Source organism: Bacillus cereus group sp. RP37 (assembly GCF_040459695.1).
GTDB lineage: Bacteria > Bacillota > Bacilli > Bacillales > Bacillaceae_G > Bacillus_A.
This window is the reverse complement of sequence record NZ_JARVHP010000001.1, coordinates 1495050-1516412: the sequence shown is the minus strand read 5'-3', so window position 1 is coordinate 1516412 and position 21363 is coordinate 1495050. Positions and strand designations below refer to the sequence as shown.

Genomic DNA, 21363 nt, shown 5'->3' with positions numbered 1-21363 from the left:
GAAAGTCATTTTAATATATCATCAATAAAAAAACTGACTGCACTTACGCACAGTCAGTTTTTTTATTATTTTACATAGTTTTCTTTAACAACTGTTGCACAACGCTCACATAATGTTTCATGTTCAGCATCTTTACCAATTGTTTCTGAAACTACCCAACAACGTTCACATGTTTCACCAGTTGCTTGAGTAACAACGACCGCTGTATGTTCATACTTCGGCGCATCTGCTGGCGCTTCTTCCATCATGCCACCAAGTTTATACTCAGAAACGATGAATAATTGCTTCAAGTCTTCGCTAATAGACTCTAACATAGCTTTCATTTCTGCAGTTGGATATAGCGTAATACTTGCATTTAATGACTTACCGATTACTTTTTCATTACGAGCTACTTCTAACGCTTTTAATACGTCATCACGCAATGTCATAAATGCATCCCATTTTGTTTTTAATGCTTCCGCACCATCTAATTCTACAGCTTCTGGCATATTAGTTAATTGTACACTTTCTTCTGTTACACCTGGAATATATGGCCATACTTCATCAGCTGTATGCGGTAAGATTGGAGTTACAAGTTTCGTCAATGCAACAAGAACATCATATAATACAGTTTGAATTGCACGACGATCTTCATGGTTTGCACCTTCAATGTATAAAATGTCTTTTGCAAAGTCTAAGTAGAATGAACTTAAATCAATTGTACAGAAGTTATGAATTGCATGATACACAGCAGCGAAGTCGTATGTTTCATATGCTTCTTTTACTTTTGTAATTAAGTCATTTAATTTCACTAACATGTAACGATCTACTTCACGAAGTTCAGCTACAGCTACTGTATTTTCACTTGGTTTAAAGTCATCTAAGTTTCCTAATAAGAAACGGAATGTGTTACGGATTTTACGATATACTTCTGCTACTTGTTTTAAAATATCATCTGAAATACGTACATCAGATTGATAGTCAACAGAAGATACCCATAAGCGTAAAATATCTCCACCTAATTGATCCATAATTTTCTTCGGTACGACGATGTTTCCAATCGACTTACTCATTTTACGTCCTTCACCATCTAATACGAAACCATGGCTTAGTACGCCTTTATATGGAGCTTTACCTGTTACAGCAACCGCTGTTGATAATGAAGAGTTAAACCAACCACGATACTGGTCAGATCCTTCTAAATATAAATCAGCTGGACGTTGTAAATCTTCGCGCTCTTCTAATACCGCTTGGTGAGAAGAACCTGAATCGAACCATACATCCATGATGTCTGTTTCTTTACGGAATTCACCATTTGGGCTACCTGGATGTGTAAATCCTTCTGGTAATAGATCTTTCGCTTCACGCTCGAACCATACGTTAGAACCGTGCTCACGGAATAAATCTGCTACATGATTAATTGTTTCATCCGTAATAATTGGATCACCATTCTCTGCATAGAATACAGGAATTGGCACACCCCATGCACGCTGACGAGAAATACACCAGTCACCACGGTCACGAACCATATTATGAAGACGAGTTTCTCCCCATGCTGGTACCCATTTTGTTTCCGCAACAGCTTCTAATAACTCTTTACGGAATGCTTCAATAGATGCAAACCACTGTGCTGTCGCACGGAAAATAATTGGTTTTTTTGTTCTCCAATCATGTGGGTATGAATGCGTAATGAATGTTAGTTTCAGTAACGCGCCTACTTCTTCTAATTTTTCTGTAATTGGCTTGTTAGCTTTATCATAGAATAAGCCTTCAAATCCAGGCGCTTCCTCTGTTAATACACCTTTATCATCAACTGGGCAAAGTACTTCTAATCCATACTTTTTACCAACAACGAAGTCATCTTCCCCGTGTCCTGGTGCTGTATGAACACAACCTGTACCTGCATCTGTTGTTACGTGATCTCCTAGCATAACTAATGAATCACGATCGTAGAATGGATGTTTTGCAACTGTATACTCAAGTTCGCTACCTTTTACCGTTTTCACAACTTCAGCATTTTCCCACTCTAACGTTTTTGCAACTGTCTCAAATAGTTCAGAAGCAATAATATATTTTTCACCATTTACTTTTATAATAGAGTATTCAAGTTCTGGGTGAACAGAAATACCTAAGTTTGCAGGTAACGTCCAAGGTGTTGTTGTCCAGATAATGTATTTCTCATCACCTTCTAATACGTTCTTTCCGTCTTTTACAGGGAATGCTACGTAAATAGATGCTGATTTTTTATCTTGATATTCAATTTCAGCTTCTGCTAAAGCTGATTCACTTGTTGGAGACCAGTAAACTGGTTTTTGCCCTTTATAGATATAACCTTTTTTCGCCATATCACCAAATACTTTAATTTGTTGTGCTTCATAAGCTGGCTCTAAAGTAATATATGGGTTATCCCAATCAGCACGTACACCTAAACGCTTAAATTGTTCACGTTGACGTTCTACTTGTTCATATGCATACTCTGCACATAGCTTACGGAACTCAGCAACTGTCATTTCTTTACGCTTTACACCTTTATTTGTTAAAGCTTGCTCAATTGGTAAACCATGTGTATCCCAACCTGGTACATATGGTGCACAGTAACCAGTCATTGATTTATAACGAACAATAAAGTCTTTTAACACTTTATTTAATGCATGCCCCATATGAATGTCACCATTCGCATATGGAGGTCCATCATGCAGTACAAATAAAGGACGACCTTTCGTATGTTCTTGTACCTTTTCATAAATATTCATTTCAGCCCAGTTTTCTTGCATCGCAGGCTCACGTTTTGGTAAATTCCCACGCATTGGGAACTCTGTTTTTGGCATTAGTAATGTATTTTTGTACTCCATGCTCAATTCCTCCTTACATGTATAAAAGAAACACTTAAAAAACGGAATAAAAAAGAGACCTTCTCATCCCAAAAAGGGACGAGAAAGTCTCCCGCGGTACCACCCTAGTAGATCCTATACGTATGTATACAATCCTCTTTATATTCTTAACGCGAATATACGCCTACGCTTACTCTATTTGTTCAGCGAGGAACTCCAGGGTGATATTCCCATTATCTCCTTATCCTGAGCTTACACCATCCTCAGTTCGCTATATAAGGTATGAAAAGGTACTTATCCCTATCTTCGTTTTTCTTAATAAATATGTTGTTTAAAATTATATGTAATAATGAGAAAAACGTCAAGCTTACACTGTTTCTTCTTTTTTCAACAGTTCATCCACTTCGTCTTCTAACTCAATTAGTTTATCCCAATCATCGTTGTTTAACATTTCAAGCTGTGTTTCTAATAACATACGGAAACGAGTGCGGAATACTTTTGCTTGTTTCTTTAGCTCTTCAATATCAAAAGCAACTTTTCTTGATTTTACTAACGCTTCGTTAATAATACGGTCTGCATTCTTTTCCGCTTCACGTACGATTAATTTTGCTTCTTTTTGCGCATTACGTTTTACTTCTTCCGCTGCTTCTTGTGCAACGACAATAGATTTGTTTAACGTATCTTCAATATTAGAGAAATGATCTAACTTTCCTTCTAATTGCGCAACTTTTTCTTCTAAAGCTTTTTTCTCACGAATGACTAATTCATAATCTTTGATAATTTGATCAAGAAACTCATTTACTTGATCTTCATCATAGCCACGGAATCCGCGACCAAATTCTTTGTTATGAATATCTAATGGTGTTAACGGCACAACGCCACCTCCAAGTAGTTATCTAAATTTCCTCTTTCAATTATATCTTTTCTTCGACAAAATAGGAGGATTTCCTTCTAAAAAACCAATCATTTTAGTATACCATACAAAATTCTCCATTTGTCGCGCTTTGTTCTACCTTCTACAGAAAACAATTTACTTCGTCCATATCCTCTCACTGAAAAAACATCTCCTGGATAACATTCATAAGAGGTTTGCTCGACTGTTTTCCAATTCACTTTTACTAAACCATTTTTTATGAAAGGTTGTACTTTTTGTCTGGATATATGTAACATTTCAGCTAACATCACATCTAAACGAAGTGAAGAAACCGTTCCGGATTTCTCTCCCCACGTCTCTTGTATCTGTAGAATTTTTTCTCCTTGCACTGGTGATAAGGAGATTTTCACTTTCCCTATCGATTGTAAGTTCATCTCAATATAAGATACAACTTCTTTCGCGACTACAATTTGGGCACGATCTTCTTGAAGCAAAATATCACCACATTTTTCTCTCGTTAAACCGAGAGACATAAATGTACCTAATATTTGCCTATGTTCTAGCGTATAAAACTTGGAAGGATAGTCAATTTCCAATACTTCTACTTGAAATTCCTCTTCATTTACTACTAGATAGTCCGGATAAATGAGTGCTCTTTTGCGCTCTGCATGAGGCGTTGCACCATCAAATTGTACAGCAACATCTCCTTGTCCAATTACCATAGTGACAATTTGTTGCTGTCTTGGATCAAGAAAATCTGTTAACTTCACTTGATGGTACTCAGCCGCCTGTTTCCACTCTAATACTTTATCCACAAAGACCACTTCATCAGGTCTAAAATGCTCGTAGATGCTCATGCATATAACCTCTTACTATAAGAAATAGCCGAATATACTTATTAAACCATTCGTAGCAAGCTTTAACGCAAAAATCGCAACGAGTGGAGAGATATCAATCATACCAAGCGGCGGAATAAATCTGCGAAATGGTTCTAAATACGGTTCACAAATACGCGCAAGAATTTCTCCAAAAGTTGATTCCTTTGCACCTGGGAACCATGATAGGAGAATGTAAACAATAAGTGCCCACGAGTAAATCTCGATAGCATAAACTAAAAGCCTTAAAACTGTTTCCATGGCGTATTACCACCTCTTTATATTTGTGTCTTCTTCTTCACCGAATAACTCTGAAATTGCGCCAACAATATCTACATTTTCAGGTGTACACATAAATGTTTTCGGTCCTATTTTTTGAATATCCCCGCCTATAGCGTATACAGTACCACTTAAAAAGTCAACGATACGTACAGCTTGATCAGTAGACATTCGTTGTAAATTAATCACAACAGCTCGTCTACCTTTTAAATGGTCCGAAATCCCTTGCGCTTCCGAATATGTGCGCGGTTCTAATAAAACAACTTTTGAAGATTGCTTTGCCGTTTCAATGCTCACAACATTTTGTTTCGGTTGCGCTTTTGGAAACGTAACATCTTGTTGTTCTGGCGGATCTTGCTGCTTCTTCATGTCTGTTTGCTCCTTTTCATAACCATATTGAGCTGCTTCTTTTTCTTCCGGTGTATCAAAAAAGAAGTATTTTACTTTTGACCAACTCATAATAAGATTCTCCTTCCTTTTACGCTTTTCCTACTAAAATCGTCCCCAAACGAATATATGTAGCACCTTCTTCAATTGCAATCGTGTAATCATTAGACATTCCCATTGATAATTCTTTACATGGCGCATGTAATAATTCTAGCTCCTGCACCTCTGTTTGTAGCATACGCAACTCCTTAAAACAGCGTCTGATTTCTTCCTCTTCTTCTGTAAACGGAGCCATTGTCATTAGTCCCACCACTTCAATCTTATCCAATTCTTGCAAACTTTGAATAAAAGAAATGGTTTCTTCTATTGCCAATCCTTGCTTGGATTCTTCAGATGATGTTTTCACTTGAATAAAACATTTCACTTTCTTATCCGCACGTTTTTGAATTTCTTTTGCAAGTGAAAGACGATCTAACGAATGTAAATAATCAATTTCATTAATGATTTCTTTTACTTTTCTCGTTTGTAATGATCCAATAAAATGCCAATTCACTTTTGAACCGAAATGTTCGTACTTCTGTAAGAAACCTTCATTTCTATTTTCACCTAAATCGATAATTCCAGCTTCAATTACTTCGTTTGTTTTTTCAATTCCTACCGTTTTTGTAACCGCAACGAGTTTAATATCTTTCAACGAACGTCCAGCTCGTACGCAAGATTGTTTAATTGCTTCGTTTACAGTTGTTAAATTTTTTTGTACTGTCACTTGCTTTCTTCCTCCTTAAAACCTATGAAACTCAACATTCTCCCTGTCTTACCTTGATCACGACGATGAGAGAAAAATAGTTGTTCTTCACAGCTTGTACAAAGAGATGACATTACAATATTCTCTTCTTTTATGCCTGCTTGTACACATAATATACGATTAATTTCTTTTAAATTAATTGCGTACTGCCCATCAGAAATTTTTTTATAAGGGACAGAGCCATTTACTACTTGCTCTGCTGCTGTTAACACTCGATCATCAACAACGTAACAACAAGATCCAATTGCTGGTCCAATTGCAACATGAATTTCATCACTTGAAATCCCTTCTGCATTCCATTTTTGAATCATTTCCTTTGCAATCTCTTTTACAGTCCCTTTCCATCCAGCATGCGCAAGTCCTATCATACCATGTGATGGTGCATAAAAATAGAGTGGAACACAATCCGCGTAACATGATGTTAGAAGAACATCATTATTACTCGTATAAATGCCATCTGTTTTTGAAATGCCGTCTTCATATGAATAGACGCCACTTCCTTTTTCCTGTTGTCCTACTTTTTCAACATGATGATCATGAACTTGTTCAGAGCAAATCCAGTTTTCTAATGGTTTTTGTAACTTATTTGCTAAAATGCGTCTATTTTCATGAACGTTCTCCACGATATCATTCACATGTAATCCTAAATTCATCGCATGAAAGGAGCCCGTACTTACCCCACCATCTTTTGTCGTAAATCCAGCAGTAATGTTTCCAAGTTCTTTCCACGCTTGTAAATACAGTATACCGTCCACATATTTAAATGGTTCTCTCATAACAAAGCGGCTCCTTTTAATTAAAATAACATAAAAAAGCATGGTACTTCCTGTCTATTTTACCATACTTTTATTTTTTCATAATGACAACAGAAAAAAAAGAGGAATTTGTAATATTCTTTATGAAATTGTCGGTGTTTGTATTGATTCTGTTACAGAATTAACAGGATTTACTCTAACAAGTATGACATCTTCCCCAATTTTCATAATTTCCTCCCAAGGAATTACAATTTCTACATCTTTCCCAAAAATCCCTAACATACGTGACTGTTTGGAAATAACAATAGATTGAATCTGCCCTGTGTTCATATCAATTTCAATATCTCCAATATTCCCAAGCCTTTTTCCATCTGAAACATTTATTATCTCTTTCATTTGCAACTCCGAAATTCTTATCACTTTCATCCTCTCCCTTATATATGACGGATTGAAAAAACGCTATTTCTCAAATTAACAGGAAGCACCCTCTACTAACCACATATTATTTTCATTATATGAACACAGCTGCCCTACTATGAGCGCAAACAAACTATATGACATATAAAAAGGTCTCACCATAAATGGTGAAACCTTATCCTTGTATCGTCTTATTCATTTGTTTAATAGCTGATTTCTCTAAACGTGACACTTGCGCTTGAGAAATCCCAATTTCTTCTGCAACTTCCATTTGTGTCTTTCCTTGAAAGAAACGTTTTCGAATAATCATTTTCTCACGATCATTTAAACGCTTCATCCCTTCTTTCAGTGCTAATTCTTCAACCCACTGCTCGTCCTTTTGTTTTTCATCACTTAACTGATCCATAACAAAGATAGGATCTCCTCCATCGTTATAAATCGGTTCAAATAATGAAACTGGATCTTGAATCGCATCCAAAGCAAAAACAATTTCTTCATGAGTCACTTCAAGCACTTTTGCAATATCCATTGCTGTTGGTTCTTTTGAATTTTCTGCAATTAATTTTTCTCTTACTTGTAATGCTTTATACGCAATATCTCGTAATGAGCGAGATACGCGAATCGGATTGTTATCACGCAAATATCTGCGTATTTCCCCAATAATCATCGGCACAGCATACGTTGAAAATTTTACATTTTGGCCTAAATCAAAGTTATCAATGGATTTCATAAGTCCGATGCAACCAACTTGAAATAAATCGTCAACATATTCTCCTCTGTTATTAAATCTTTGGATGACGCTCAGTACAAGACGTAAGTTTCCATTCACTAATTTCTCTCTTGCGCTTATCTCTCCACTTTGCATTTCACGAAATAATTTACGCATTTCATCATTTTTTAGTACGGGAAGTTTAGCTGTATCAACACCGCAAATTTCTACTTTGTTTCTCGTCAAAGTGTTCCCTCCTATCGGGAGTTGCTGTACAGTGTAAAGTATTTCCTTTGAAGGGGATTTTATGCATGCGGTTTTCTCTTCATTTTTCATTTTCGTTGTCTCTCTTCATACAACGAAAGAGAATAAGACCAGCCTAGATAACGGCTGGTCTTATTCTTTACACCATTTTATTAAATTCTTTTCGTAATCTTTTTATGATTCTTTTTTCTAAACGCGAAATGTATGACTGTGAAATCCCAAGCATATCCGCCACATCTTTTTGCGTCTTTTCCTCTCCTCCAGCAAGCCCAAACCGAAGTTCCATAATTTGTTTTTCACGATCATTTAATTGATGCAATGCTTTCATTAGAAGATGACGATCTACAGTAGCTTCTAAATCTTTTGTAATAATATCATCGTCTGTACCTAATACATCTGATAACAAAAGTTCATTCCCATCCCAATCGATGTTAAGTGGTTCATCAAAAGAAACTTCTGAACGATTTTTATTATTCCGGCGCAAATGCATTAAAATTTCATTTTCTATACAACGTGAGGCATATGTTGCTAATTTTATTTTCTTTTCTGGATTAAATGTATTCACTGCTTTAATAAGGCCGATTGTTCCTATACTAATCAAATCTTCAATATTTATCCCGGTATTTTCAAACTTTCTTGCTATATATACAACTAGCCGTAAATTGCGTTCAATCAGCAACGATCTTGCCGCCTGATCTCCTTTTGGCAATTTATTCAAAAGAACTTCCTCTTCTTCTTTCGTTAACGGCGGTGGCAACGCTTCACTTCCACCAATGTAATAAATTTCGTCGGTCTTAATTCCTAATTTCAGCAATACTTTATACCAAAGGTATACTAAATAAAATTTTAATTTCATCATATTATCCCGCCTCCCATTATTAAGCAATTACCATTTTTTGCGAAATTAACATTTTCGGATGCACAATACATTGATACTCTCCATTGGTTGACAACTGTTGTGTATTTAATCCAATCAATACCTTGCTGACTACAATAGAACTACCTTCATGATAAATTTGCACACCGTCTGGCTTAATTGCCCATAAAAATTGATTCTCTACTCCTACTGCTCGAAAAGGAATTAAGCGTAATTTTGTCGCCCACCCAGAATCATTTTCTGGTATTTGAGGAATCTCTGTTTTGGAATAAATTTGTTCTGTTAACCAAGCTGGCAAGCAATGTTCTAATGATGAGATATGCATAATCATAACGGGTGTTTTTGTTAACGGGTCGTAAAGTTGGTTCCCACTATCAATTAAACCTGCGAGTTCTAGTTCCTCTTCAGCTAATTGAATTTTCAATTTCACAATTTGATCATAGTGTATTTTTGTAACCTCTACACTTTCAATACGCTTTTTAGAAAAATAATAGATTACTGGAAAACCAAAAACAACAAACAACCAGCTAATTGGGTCACCGTAAGAAATTGATTGAGATTGAACCAATCCATTTACCATTTCATTCGTTTGCAAAAAGAAATGAGTGCCAATTAACCCTCCACCAACCATAAAGGTTACAAAGTAAAAAGTAAAAACAGTTTGTGCATAATTTCTAAACGTTGTAAATCCAAATGCCGTATACACAATAAGTAACGAGTACAGTAGTTTCATAACCGGATGTGTCATCATAGAAGCAAAAGGAGTAAAGGCAAAAATAACAATGGTTGAACCTATAAATGCCCCTAATACAAGCCTCCATCTTTTGATCTTCTTTTTTAACACGGTGGCTGTTAATAAAAGTAAAAGAAAATCAATGCAGGCGTTTAACAACCAAACAACGTCGGCGTAAACAACCAAACAATTCACCTCTTTTTTTAAGTTGAGACTAGTATAATGCATATCCAATAGGAAAGTGTGTCAATTTGCGGAGGTGTTTTTTTGTTATTTTGTGCTTTCTAGACATAATCTGTCGGTAAAAAATAAAAGTATATGTTTCATAGAATACTATACTTTTTTACTTACATATAAAGTGAAACTTTAATCAGCGTGGGGGGTGTTCATCTCCATCGATTATCAGCCCTCACCAATTGGGCTTTTGCGGGATAAATTAAAATATATAAAATAAAAAAAGACCTGCTTAGCAGATCTTTTCCCTGTATAAAACAAAAAAGGAGCATGAAAGCTCCTTTTCTTTTATCGTCTACGACGATTACGTAAAAATGCTGGAATATCGATATCATCTGAATCTGAATGACGCTCATGTACAACCGGCTCTTCACGCTTCATTTCACGTTTTACTTCACGTTGTTTTGAAGGTTGAGCTACTGGCTGTTGCTGTTGTTGCGTGTGATTCGCATTCGGACGGATAATTGGTTTTGGTGGTTGAGTTGCAATGCTATCATCAAAACCAGTTGCAATTACAGTTACAACGATATCATCTTTTAATCCTTCATTAATAACAGAACCGAAGATCATATTTACTTCTGGATCTGAAGCTGAAGCTACAATGTCTGCCGCTTCTTGTACTTCATATAAGCTTAAGTTAGCTCCACCCGTAATGTTCATGATAACACCTTGAGCTCCATCGATAGATGTTTCTAATAATGGACTAGAAATCGCTTTTTTCGCAGCTTCAGCAGCACGATTTTCTCCATTACCAGAACCAATACCCATTAAAGCAGAACCTCTATTAGACATAATTGTTTTTACGTCTGCGAAGTCTAAGTTAATTAAACCTGGTGTTGCAATTAAATCAGAAATACCTTGAACACCTTGGCGTAATACGTTATCTGCTTCACGGAATGCTTCTAACATCGGCGTATTTTTATCAACAATCTCTAATAAGCGATCGTTTGGAATTACAATAAGTGTATCTACATTTTCTTTAAATGCCGCAATACCAGATGCTGCTTGTGTTGCACGCTTACGTCCTTCAAATGTAAATGGACGTGTTACAACACCAACTGTTAATGCACCTAATTCTTTTGCAACTTGAGCAACAACTGGAGCTGCACCAGTTCCAGTTCCGCCGCCCATACCAGCAGTTACGAAGACCATATCTGCACCACGAAGTGCTTCTTGGATCTGTTCTTTACTTTCTTCTGCAGCTTTTTTCCCTACTTCAGGGTTTGCACCTGCACCAAGTCCACGTGTTAATTTTCCACCAATTTGCATTTTTGTTTCAGCTTTTGATAGATTTAATGCTTGTGCATCAGTATTCACAGCGATAAAGTCTACACCTTGTACACCGTGTTCAATCATACGGTTTACAGCATTGTTTCCGCCACCGCCGACACCGATAACTTTTATATTCGCTAATTGATCTTGAGTAGTATCAAACTCTAACATGTCGAAATCCCCCTAGAACCTCATTTTTCGTGTCCAATTTTAATCCCATAAATAACGGAATACACGTTTTACTTTTGACATCATACGGTCATCATTTTGATTATTATTGTTTTGATTACGAGTTTTTTGTTTCGCAGGTTGCTGTTGTACCGGCGTTGTTGCTGGTGCTGGTACTGGTTCAAAATGCTCTTGCTTTTCCTGCACATTTTTCCCACGTAATTTAGCTTTTTGATAAGAATGTTTAATTAATCCCACTCCACTTGTATATTGGGGCTCACGCACACCAATATAATCAGGAGTTGCTATACGAACATTTTCATGTAAAATATCATATGCAAGATCAAGAACACCTGGCATAGAAGCAATTCCACCAGTTAGCACATAACCAGAAGCTACTTGCTTTACTCCTAACTTACGCACTTCATCTTGAACAAACATTAAAATTTCCTCTACACGAGCCTCTATTATATCCGATAATTCCAACTGAGAATATTGTTCTGTTTGATCGCTTCCCATAATAGGAACCGTAAACATCTCTTCTTCAGATGCTGTATCATAAAAAGCATGTCCATATTTCAACTTAATTTGATCTGCATTTTCTGTTGAAGTTTTCAACCCAATCGCAATATCCTTCGTTATATGGTCTCCACCTAATGGTAATACGCTCGTCGCTTGTAACTCTCCATCTTTAAAAATAGATAAAGTTGTAGATCCTCCCCCCATATCAACAAGGGCTACTCCTCTATTTTTTTCATCTGAAGATATAGCAACTGTTGCAGCCGCTAAAGGTTGAAGACAAATATCAACAATTTCAAGACCTGCTTTTTCTACACAACGAAGTAGGTTATGTAGTAAAGTTCTCGAGCCTGTAATAAGTGTACCTTCCATTTCTAACCTTACACCGATCATCCCGCGTGGATCGTTAATCTCGTCAAGACCGTCTACAATGAACTGTCGAGGTACCACATCAATAAACTCACGTTCTGGAGCAATTGACACAACTTGTGCTGCATCTAGAACGCGTAAGACATCTTCATTCCCGATTTCACGATCTTCATTTGAAACAGCGACTACTCCGTGACAAGGAAGTAGTTGTACCTGGTTTGCATTGACACCTACTACAACTTGCTCAATGTGGATTCCCACCATGCGCTCAGCTTGTTCAATTGCTTTTTTAATTGATCGAACAGTCTCGTCTATATCAACTATCGATCCCTTCTTTAAACCATTTGATTTTACATTTCCAACACCAATAATGTTTAAGCTGTCATTAACCATTTCGCCAATGATGACTTTAACATTGGATGTACCGATGTCAAGACTAACATATATTTCATTGCTGTTCATTCTTTGGCACCTCCTTCTTTATTTATACCATACAACTCAATATATGGAACAACAATCGCAACTTTACTATTTATAAGAAAAATATTCAACGTCTTTATACGTTTCCCTTTTTTAACCCTATATTTTTCTTATTTTTATTTAACATTCATTTAAGAATATCGCAGTAAACTGTGAATAACTGCTTATCTTGAAATAATTCCATTTCAAGTGTAAAGATTACCGCCAAGTATAAGTCTACACTAAGATGTACTCATAGAAAAGTGAAACTTGTACCAATCCTAGTATGAATCTAAGAATTTTTACATCTTTTTCATCAAATGAACCATTCTTGTAAATTCAGATGCATTAAGCAGAACGTTCGTTTCGTTTTTTCTACAGTAACGTAGTGAAAACTATCACTCTATTCTTTTTTTTCTTCCGCTCCTAATTCTTTCGTATATGCCCCTACTTCTAAGTCAATTAATACCTTTTTACCCGGCTCAATTGTTTTTAGGATAAGTGGATAAGCTTCCATACGCTTTGCGAAATTTTGAATCGTAGTGCTCACTTCATACCCTTCATTCATATATAAAGTAAGATGGTCTTCATTCGCATTCGTCGGTGAATAACGAATTTCAGAAATAGATCTTAAAATTGTTGGTGTTAATTTTTCAAGCTCAGCAATTAACTCCTTCATCTTCTCCTCTTTAAAAGGTTCAAAAATTGGCGCTGCAACAGGAAGTTTTCCGTTCGGGAGTACATCAAGTGTTTTCCCGTTCTCTAATAGCGGTTGTAATTTCCCATCTTTGTTTATATAACCAATCGTTACATATTCTTCAATATGAACATCAATTTTATTTGGAAAACGTTTTTTTACATTTACTGCTTTAATTTCTTTTCGTTTCGTTAGGTTTTCTTCTGCTTTATGTGCTGTCACTCGGAAATAACTTGTATCATACGTCACACCTGATTCCTTCATCACTTGCTCATCTGTCATATAATGATTTCCAAACACACTTATCTTTTTAATATTGCTAAGCGGAGACCGAAAATAAATTAAAAAGAGCACTAATAAAAATAAAATTGATATGTATAAAATCAACCGATGATTAACATTTTTTTTGTTTTTTTTCTGCTGATTTTTTAACTTTGGTACACGATCCTGTAGTTTAATCACTTTACTATTTTTCATGTACGATCCCCCTACGTAACATAAAGAACGGCATGTTCCTCATGCCGTTCTTATCTTCTTATTATAACATAAATGATAATGAGCGGAACGAATAACCGTTATCTTCCAATGATTTCTACTTCTGTATGCATTTCTACGCTAAATTTATCCTTGATTGTTTGTTTTATTACTGCAATTAAAGATAAGACATCTTGCGCGCTGGCTCCCCCAGTATTAATAATAAAATTCCCATGCATTTCAGAAATTTGAGCTCCACCTATTTGATAACCACGAAGCCCCGCCTTTTCTATTAAATCTCCTGCAAAGTATGGAGTTGGATTCCGAAATACACTTCCTGCACAAGGATGATTCCATGGCTGTGTTTCACGGCGGTAATCTTTATTCTTTTGCATGACACTTACGATTCCCTCACGCTCTCCTATCTGTAATTGAAACTCAGCTTCCAAAACAATACCAGGACGTTTCGTTTGTAATACAGATGTACGATAGGAAAACTCCATTTCTCCATGCGTTAACCAGTCAATTGTTCCGTTTTCAAACAAAATCAGAGCTCTTGATAATATGTTTGATATATCCGATTTATGTGCTCCTGCATTCATATACACTGCACCACCAACACTTCCTGGAATACCACTTGCAAATTCCAGACCAGCTAACCCTTGACGACTAAGTAAAGTTGACAATTTAATAAGGGGATACCCACCACCAACTCTTACTCTATGTTTTTCGACTTCTAAATGGTCTAATCCTTCTCCTAAACGAATAACGACACCTTCTATACCTAGATCAGATACAAGAAGGTTCGAACCACGACCAATTACAGTCCACTTTGTTTTATATTTTTTTACTAACTGCAACGTTTTTTCAATCCCGGCAACATGCTTTGGCACAATTAAAATATCAGCTGGTCCACCTATTTTCATAGTGGTATAACGCGCTAACGGTTCATTCACTAACACGCGACCAACATTTGCTTCTATAAGCTCATTTACTAATTGCTCCATAAACAATCTCCCCCATACTAAGTATCCTTATTACAGTAGTATGCAGGGCGTTCACCTAACGTTATTTTTTTACAAGCTTATTCATTACTTCATACAGCTTATTTGCTGCATCTGGAATACCTAATTGTGTAGCAGCTAGCTTCATATTTTGTAATGTTTGTGCATCTAATAAAATCTCATCAATATCACGAATAAGCGTTTCAGCTGTTAAATCTTTTTCAAGCAACATTTTTGCTGCTCCTTTATCGACAACAGAACGTGCATTTTTTTCCTGATGGTTATTTGTTACATACGGACTCGGAATTAACACACTTGGCTTTCCTAATGCCGTTAATTCTGCAAGTGTTGTTGCCCCCGCTCTTGAAACAACAAGATCTACCCCTGTAAGTACCTCTGGCATATTATGAATGAAAGGTTTAATAATAACATTATTCGGATTCCCTTTTTGCTTCACTGCTTCCATTACTTTGTCATAATGAACTTCACCTGTTACATACAATATTTCGTAACTTTTATTTCCAAACTGTTCAATTGCTTCTACGAAAGCATCGTTAATCGGTCTAGCCCCACGGCTTCCACCAAAAATAAGTACGGATTTTTTAGGAAGAGATAAACCTACTGAACGTTTCCCTTTCATTCCATTCTGATCCATTACTTCTGATGCTCGTGGATTTCCTGTCATGACAACTTTTGACTGCGGAAAATGTTCTGCAGCCGCTTCAAAACAAACCGCAACTTTATCAACATAGCGGCTTAAAAATTTATTCGTTACACCAGGTACACTATTTTGTTCATGTACAATAGTTGGAATACCTAATTTCGCCGCAGCATATACAACTGGTCCGCATACATATCCACCCGTTCCAATTACAATATCTGGATTAAAACGACGGATATATCGTTTACTATCTTGTACACCTTTTAGGAAACGCATCACCGTTTTCACGTTATCTAACGATATTTTACGCTTAAATCCACTTATAACAATAGATTGAAACGGTATACCTGCTTTTGGAACGATTGTGCTCTCTAATCCATTCTCCGTACCAATATATAAAAACCTTGCTTCCGGATTTAACTTTTTTATTTCTCTTATTAAAGCAAGAGCCGGATAAATATGACCTCCAGTGCCCCCACCACTTACTAATACTCGCACTACTAACTCCTCCGCTTCTCTGTTCTTATTTCAGTCGTATTTATTTCTATATACATAATGTTTCTTCGCACACATACGAAAAACCCTGTCTTATAAAACAGGGTTTAGTAGCGAGAATGGCGACTTATATTTAATAATACACCTACTGCCATTAACATTAATGTCAAACTTGATCCACCATAACTTAAAAACGGCAAAGTAATACCCGTAACAGGCATCAATCCTGTTACAACACCAACATTAATCATTACTTGAATCGCAATCATCGCCACAATACCTACTGCTAAAAACGTACCATATAAATCAGGCGCTCCTAAAGCTATACGAATCCCACGCCATAATAATAGACTAAATAATAATAACACAAATGAACCACCAATAAAACCTAATTCCTCAGATAAGATTGCAAATATAAAGTCTGTTTGTGGTTCAGGTAAATAAAGAAACTTTTGTCTACTTTGTCCAAGTCCGAGCCCGAATAATCCACCTGGTCCAATTGCGAGTAACGATTGAATAATTTGAAATCCACTTCCAAGCGGATCTGACCACGGATCTAAATATGATGTAATACGTTTCATTCGATACGGTGCTGATGCAATCAGCCCTACAAATCCTGCTACACCAAGCAAACCAAACATTGCAAAGTGAAAGACCCTTGCTCCCGAGATAAATATCATAATAATACATGTCCCAACCATTACCGTTCCTGTGCCAAGATCTGGCTGTAACATAATCATCCCAAAAGCAAGGAATACAAAACTAAGAGCTGGTAGTAAACCACGTTTAAAAGAGGTAATTAATTTTTGTCGTTCCGCTAAAAATTTTGCTAAGAAAATAATCATCGCAAACTTCATAAATTCTGACGGTTGAATGGAAAATGCCCCGATTCCAATCCAACTTCGCGCTCCTCCTCGAACAAGCCCTACCCCAGGAATAAGAACAAGAATAAGAAGAATGAAACAAACTAGCAAAATTACTTTTGAATACGTACGCCACACCCAATAATCAATTTTCATAATTAAAAACATAGCCACTACACCAATACTTGCAAATAGCAATTGCCTTTTTGCAAAAAAGAATGAGTCCCCCATTTTATAAGAGGCCCAAACCGCACTCGCACTATACACCATAACCATTCCGATTGTTAACAACGCAAGTGTAACGATGATGAGAATAAAATCAGGCGTTTTCTTCATTACCCATAAACACCACCTCTTTAGGCAGAAACTTTTGCCCTATGTAACAAAACATCAGTAGGTGTTAGCCTACTGATGTTTTGATTTACTTTATATAAGTTTATGCACAGCTTGTATAAAAATGTCTCCTCTTTCTTCAAATGTTTTAAATTGATCCCAGCTTGCACATGCTGGAGAAAGAAGAATTACATCGCCATCTGTAGAATGAGCATAAGCTTTCACTACCGCTTCATCTAAAGTATCGACACTTTCAATTGTATCTAATCCCGCTTTTTCTGCAGCTCTTACTAATTTTGGAGCTGTTTGTCCAAATGTCACAATTGCTTTTACATTTTTGAAATACGGAATTAAATCATCGAATTCATTTCCACGATCAAGCCCACCTGCTAATAACACAATCGGTTGTGTAAACGCAGATAAAGCTTTCTCAGTCGCTAACATATTCGTTGCTTTTGAGTCATTATAAACCTTACGATTGTTAATAGTTGTTACATATTCTAACCGATGTTTTACACCTGTAAAACGTTTTAACACCGCCGTAATCGCTTCATTAGAAACACCCAATAATTTTGCGATACTCATCGCTGCTAAAATATTTTCTAAATTATGCTGACCAGGTAAAACGATATCGTCTACTTCAACAACTTTTTCACCTTTAAAATAAAGAGCATTCTCTTTTATACACGCACCATCTTCAATTTCTTTCGTTGTCGAGAATAGTACCTTTTGACCTTTACTATAAGCAGATAGAGCCATCACATCTGCATCATCTGCATTTATTACACTATAATCATTTTCTGTTTGGTTTTTAAAAATATTTGCTTTTGCTAAACCATATTCTTTCTTCGTCCCGTGATAATCTAAGTGTGCCTCAAATAAATTTAAAAACGCAGCAATTTTAGGTTGGAACAATTCTACTCCCATCAGTTGGAACGATGAAAGTTCTGTAACTACAACTTCATTTTCTTTTGCATCCTGTGCTACTTCACACGCTACAGTTCCTATGTTTCCTGCAATTACAGGATGCTTTTGTCCTTCTTTTAGCATTTCAAATGCAAGCATTGTCGTCGTCGTTTTCCCGTTAGACCCCGTAATCCCAACAAATGGCGCTTCTGAAATACGATATGCTAATTCAACTTCCGTAACAATTGGAATTTGCTTTTCTTTCGCAGCAATTAATATTGGATTAGAATACGGGATTCCTGGATTCTTTACAACAAGAGAAATATTTCTCTCTAACAATTCTAAAGGATGACCACCGCATACAACGTCCATTCCTTTTGCTTGTAATTCTGCAGCAAGTACATTATCCGCTAAAGGCTTTCCGTCATTTACAATAACATTTGCCCCTAATTTTTGTAACAGCGTAGCTGCTGCATAACCACTTTTTGCAATGCCTAATACAAGAATATTTTTATTTTGAAATTCAGTTACAGTTTTCAATTACATCCACACCCCGATATAAATTCCTAACACAGCTAATAAAAATCCTACAGACCAAAACGTCACAACAACACGCCACTCTGACCAACCACATAATTCGTAATGATGGTGTAATGGACTCATTTTGAAGACACGTTTTCCTGTTGTTTTAAACGAAATGACCTGAATAATAACAGATAAAGTTTCCATTACGAATACGCCACCAATGATTACAAGTAGCAATTCTTGTTTTAATAAAATCGCTACAGCTGCAATGGCTCCACCTAAAGCTAAAGAACCTGTATCTCCCATAAACACTTTCGCTGGATTCGCATTGAATACTAAAAATCCAAGTACTGCTCCTACAACTGCCATACAGAATATCGCTACTCCAAATTGCTCTTGTGCTACTGCAATAATACTAAACGCTCCAAATGCAATAGCAGCTGTTCCTGATAATAAACCATCTAAACCGTCAGTTAAGTTAACTGCATTTGATCCACCAATAAGCATAAATAGTACAAGTACAAAATAAGCCCAACCTAATTCAAACTTAACATCTGTTCCCGGAATCATGATGTATGTGTGGAACGCTTGCCCTTTTCCAATTAAAAAGAACGCAATAGCAATAACAAGCTGACCTACTAATTTTTGTTTTGATGTTAAACCAAGATTTCTCTTCTTAACTACCTTTATGTAGTCATCTAAAAATCCAATCAATCCGTAACCAAACGTCACTAATAATAATAATGAAACCTCTGCACCTAAATGATTAAACTTAATCGCCATAATAAGTGAAGTTACCATCATAGATACATATATGACAATACCACCCATTGTCGGTGTCCCTGATTTTTTTTGATGTGACTTTGGTCCCTCATCACGAATACTCTGTCCGAACTTTAATTTCCTTAAAAATGGAATAAACAACGGCGAAAGGGCAACAGAAATTAAGAATGCTACCCCAGCCGTTACTAATAAACCTTGCTCAAGCACATGTAGTCCTCCTCTCATGTTGTTACTCTTCGTTGTTTAAACGCTCTGTAATTGCCTCTTTAGCGACTTCACGATCGTCAAAATGATGAACGTCTTTACCAATAATTTGATACGTTTCATGACCCTTACCAGCAATAATGATTATATCTTCAGCTTTCGCGTTAGCAATTGCATGGTTTATCGCTTCTTTTCTATCAATAATTACTTCATAATTATTCCCATTTGCACCCTGTACCATATCATCTAAAATAGCCCCTGGCTCTTCACTTCTTGGATTATCCGAAGTGTAAATTGCATGAGTTGCATATTTAGTTGCAACACTTGCCATGATTGGTCTCTTTGTTCGATCTCTATCTCCGCCACAACCGACGATACAATATACATCGCCTTTTGCAAACTGTTTTGCTGTTTTTAATACATTCTCTAAGCTATCTGGTGTATGTGCATAATCAACAATAACTGTATAATTTTGTCCACCATCAACCACTTCAAAGCGTCCTGGAACTCCAGCTAGTTGCTTTATTACATCAATAACCGTTTCTAAACTTACACCAGAAACAAGTCCTGCCGCTGTTGCCGCTAGTACGTTATATACATTAAATTTACCTATCAATTTCATCGTAACATTTACACTTTCATACGGTGTTACAAGCGTAAATGTAGTTCCACCACTCGTCATAACGATATCTTTAGCCATAATATCACTTTCTGTATCAATTCCATACGTTACAACAGTTGCTGCAGTACTTCTCATATATTCCGCTGTTACAGCATCATCGTTATTCAGTACCGCGTATTTTTCACGATTATGATTATAACTATTGCCAAGTTGTGCAAATAGCAACCCTTTTGCATGTTTATATTCTTCCATCGTTTTATGATAGTCTAAATGGTCTTGTGTTAAATTTGTAAACACTGCTACATCGTAATCACATCCGTGTACACGACCAAGATCTAAAGCATGTGACGAAACTTCCATTACTGTACTATCTACACCGTGCTCAACCATTTTTGAAAATGTCTGTTGAAGTGTTAGTGCATCTGGTGTTGTATTTTTCACCTCAAATGTTTCATCACCGATTTTCATATTAATCGTTCCAATTAGCCCCGTTTTATGACCATGTGCGCGCATAATCTCATCCATAATATGCGATGTTGTTGTCTTTCCATTTGTACCTGTAATTCCGATTAAATGTAACTTGTGTGTTGGTTGACCATAAAAATAATCAGCTAAAACCGCTAACGAACGAAAAGTATTTTTCACAAGTACAACTGGAACGTCAACATCAATTGGTCTTTCCGCAACAATAGCAGCCGCTCCTTGTGCCGCTGCTTGCTTAGCAAAATCATGGCTATCAACCGTATATCCTTTCATACATACAAATAAGCTTCCCTCTTTCACTTTACGTGAATCAGCTTCTATAGATGTGATTTCTGGATTTTCTTTTGGAACAACTGGAAAATCATGCAAACATGATAAAAGTGTATGCAACTTCATTTCACTAAACCCTCTCTACATTGTGTATTTATCTCTTTTTTAATAAGCAACACGTTACCTCCTAAATATGTAAAATAGGAGGTAAGTGCTACGGTGTCTAATAAATAGACT

Annotated in this window: 20 protein-coding genes and 1 other annotated feature; all 20 genes read right to left on the bottom strand. The window is 36.3% G+C overall.

The window, feature by feature from the left end:
• Positions 1-65: 65 nt before the first annotated feature.
• Positions 66-2831 (bottom strand): isoleucine--tRNA ligase, encoded by a 2766-nt coding sequence (ileS2, locus tag QCI44_RS08155; protein ID WP_016086565.1) that lies wholly within the window; start codon positions 2829-2831, stop codon positions 66-68.
• Between the two features lie 71 nt (positions 2832-2902).
• Positions 2903-3126: a binding site (T-box leader), on the bottom strand.
• Between the two features lie 51 nt (positions 3127-3177).
• Positions 3178-3684, bottom strand: coding sequence for a septum site-determining protein DivIVA (gene divIVA / locus QCI44_RS08150; protein WP_001131611.1), 507 nt, complete (start codon positions 3682-3684; stop codon positions 3178-3180).
• Between the two features lie 89 nt (positions 3685-3773).
• A complete protein-coding gene (locus QCI44_RS08145; RefSeq protein WP_016135257.1) occupies positions 3774-4541 on the bottom strand; it encodes a YlmH family RNA-binding protein in 768 nt (255 codons plus the stop codon).
• Between the two features lie 15 nt (positions 4542-4556).
• A complete protein-coding gene (locus QCI44_RS08140) occupies positions 4557-4820 on the bottom strand; it encodes a YggT family protein (protein ID WP_016086563.1) in 264 nt (87 codons plus the stop codon).
• 6 nt (positions 4821-4826) lie between these two features.
• Entirely contained in the window at positions 4827-5297 is a 471-nt protein-coding gene (locus QCI44_RS08135) for a cell division protein SepF (protein ID WP_016086562.1), read from the bottom strand.
• Positions 5298-5316: 19 nt separating this feature from the next.
• Positions 5317-5991: a YggS family pyridoxal phosphate-dependent enzyme gene (locus tag QCI44_RS08130; RefSeq protein ID WP_016086561.1), complete on the bottom strand. Its 675-nt coding sequence runs from the start codon at positions 5989-5991 to the stop codon at positions 5317-5319.
• Positions 5988-6806 carry a peptidoglycan editing factor PgeF gene (gene pgeF / locus QCI44_RS08125; RefSeq protein ID WP_016086560.1) on the bottom strand — a complete coding sequence of 273 codons (819 nt, stop codon included), beginning with the start codon at positions 6804-6806 and terminating at the stop codon, positions 5988-5990. The genes QCI44_RS08130 and pgeF overlap by 4 nt, the downstream gene beginning before the upstream one ends.
• 120 nt (positions 6807-6926) lie before the next feature.
• Complete coding sequence (locus QCI44_RS08120) at positions 6927-7211, bottom strand: YlmC/YmxH family sporulation protein (protein ID WP_033659759.1); 285 nt, start codon at positions 7209-7211, stop codon at positions 6927-6929.
• A gap of 166 nt (positions 7212-7377) precedes the next feature.
• A complete protein-coding gene (gene sigG, locus QCI44_RS08115) occupies positions 7378-8157 on the bottom strand; it encodes an RNA polymerase sporulation sigma factor SigG (protein ID WP_000197753.1) in 780 nt (259 codons plus the stop codon).
• Between the two features lie 157 nt (positions 8158-8314).
• On the bottom strand, positions 8315-9034 hold the full coding sequence (gene sigE, locus QCI44_RS08110) for an RNA polymerase sporulation sigma factor SigE (RefSeq protein ID WP_000976948.1): 720 nt from the start codon (positions 9032-9034) through the stop codon (positions 8315-8317).
• Positions 9035-9053: 19 nt separating this feature from the next.
• Complete coding sequence (spoIIGA, locus tag QCI44_RS08105) at positions 9054-9971, bottom strand: sigma-E processing peptidase SpoIIGA (protein WP_016086558.1); 918 nt, start codon at positions 9969-9971, stop codon at positions 9054-9056.
• A 336-nt stretch (positions 9972-10307) separates the two neighbouring features.
• On the bottom strand, positions 10308-11462 hold the full coding sequence (ftsZ, locus tag QCI44_RS08100; RefSeq protein ID WP_000888984.1) for a cell division protein FtsZ: 1155 nt from the start codon (positions 11460-11462) through the stop codon (positions 10308-10310).
• A 39-nt stretch (positions 11463-11501) separates the two neighbouring features.
• A complete protein-coding gene (gene ftsA, locus QCI44_RS08095) occupies positions 11502-12809 on the bottom strand; it encodes a cell division protein FtsA (RefSeq protein ID WP_016086557.1) in 1308 nt (435 codons plus the stop codon).
• Positions 12810-13209: 400 nt separating this feature from the next.
• Positions 13210-13980: a cell division protein DivIB gene (gene divIB / locus QCI44_RS08090; protein ID WP_016086556.1), complete on the bottom strand. Its 771-nt coding sequence runs from the start codon at positions 13978-13980 to the stop codon at positions 13210-13212.
• Positions 13981-14078: 98 nt separating this feature from the next.
• Positions 14079-14984, bottom strand: a complete 906-nt coding sequence (gene murB / locus QCI44_RS08085; RefSeq protein ID WP_016086555.1) for a UDP-N-acetylmuramate dehydrogenase — start codon at positions 14982-14984, stop codon at positions 14079-14081.
• Between the two features lie 61 nt (positions 14985-15045).
• A complete protein-coding gene (gene murG, locus QCI44_RS08080) occupies positions 15046-16140 on the bottom strand; it encodes an undecaprenyldiphospho-muramoylpentapeptide beta-N-acetylglucosaminyltransferase (protein ID WP_016086554.1) in 1095 nt (364 codons plus the stop codon).
• A gap of 104 nt (positions 16141-16244) precedes the next feature.
• Positions 16245-17336 (bottom strand): stage V sporulation protein E, encoded by a 1092-nt coding sequence (gene spoVE, locus QCI44_RS08075; protein WP_000753516.1) that lies wholly within the window; start codon positions 17334-17336, stop codon positions 16245-16247.
• A gap of 90 nt (positions 17337-17426) precedes the next feature.
• Positions 17427-18779 carry a UDP-N-acetylmuramoyl-L-alanine--D-glutamate ligase gene (gene murD, locus QCI44_RS08070; RefSeq protein WP_016086553.1) on the bottom strand — a complete coding sequence of 451 codons (1353 nt, stop codon included), beginning with the start codon at positions 18777-18779 and terminating at the stop codon, positions 17427-17429.
• The gene (gene mraY, locus QCI44_RS08065; protein ID WP_000893058.1) at positions 18780-19754 is read right to left on the bottom strand and encodes a phospho-N-acetylmuramoyl-pentapeptide-transferase; all 975 of its coding nucleotides are present in this window, start codon (positions 19752-19754) and stop codon (positions 18780-18782) included.
• A 22-nt stretch (positions 19755-19776) separates the two neighbouring features.
• Positions 19777-21252, bottom strand: coding sequence for a UDP-N-acetylmuramoyl-L-alanyl-D-glutamate--2,6-diaminopimelate ligase (gene murE, locus QCI44_RS08060; RefSeq protein ID WP_016086552.1), 1476 nt, complete (start codon positions 21250-21252; stop codon positions 19777-19779).
• Positions 21253-21363: the final 111 nt, after the last annotated feature.

Excerpts from the sequence above, each read along its gene's own strand:
- murB (WP_016086555.1), bottom strand. The coding sequence starts at position 14,984 with ATGGAGCAATTAGTAAATGAGCTTATAGAAGCAAATGTTGGTCGCGTG.
- spoVE (WP_000753516.1), bottom strand. The coding sequence starts at position 17,336 with ATGAAGAAAACGCCTGATTTTATTCTCATCATCGTTACACTTGCGTTG.
- divIB (WP_016086556.1), bottom strand. The coding sequence starts at position 13,980 with ATGAAAAATAGTAAAGTGATTAAACTACAGGATCGTGTACCAAAGTTA.
- QCI44_RS08145 (WP_016135257.1), bottom strand. The coding sequence starts at position 4,541 with ATGAGCATCTACGAGCATTTTAGACCTGATGAAGTGGTCTTTGTGGAT.
- QCI44_RS08140 (WP_016086563.1), bottom strand. The coding sequence starts at position 4,820 with ATGGAAACAGTTTTAAGGCTTTTAGTTTATGCTATCGAGATTTACTCG.
- sigE (WP_000976948.1), bottom strand. The coding sequence starts at position 9,034 with ATGATGAAATTAAAATTTTATTTAGTATACCTTTGGTATAAAGTATTG.
- ileS2 (WP_016086565.1), bottom strand. The coding sequence starts at position 2,831 with ATGGAGTACAAAAATACATTACTAATGCCAAAAACAGAGTTCCCAATG.
- QCI44_RS08135 (WP_016086562.1), bottom strand. The coding sequence starts at position 5,297 with ATGAGTTGGTCAAAAGTAAAATACTTCTTTTTTGATACACCGGAAGAA.
- QCI44_RS08120 (WP_033659759.1), bottom strand. The coding sequence starts at position 7,211 with ATGAAAGTGATAAGAATTTCGGAGTTGCAAATGAAAGAGATAATAAAT.
- pgeF (WP_016086560.1), bottom strand. The coding sequence starts at position 6,806 with ATGAGAGAACCATTTAAATATGTGGACGGTATACTGTATTTACAAGCG.
- ftsZ (WP_000888984.1), bottom strand. The coding sequence starts at position 11,462 with ATGTTAGAGTTTGATACTACTCAAGATCAATTAGCGAATATAAAAGTT.
- murE (WP_016086552.1), bottom strand. The coding sequence starts at position 21,252 with ATGAAGTTGCATACACTTTTATCATGTTTGCATGATTTTCCAGTTGTT.
- ftsA (WP_016086557.1), bottom strand. The coding sequence starts at position 12,809 with ATGAACAGCAATGAAATATATGTTAGTCTTGACATCGGTACATCCAAT.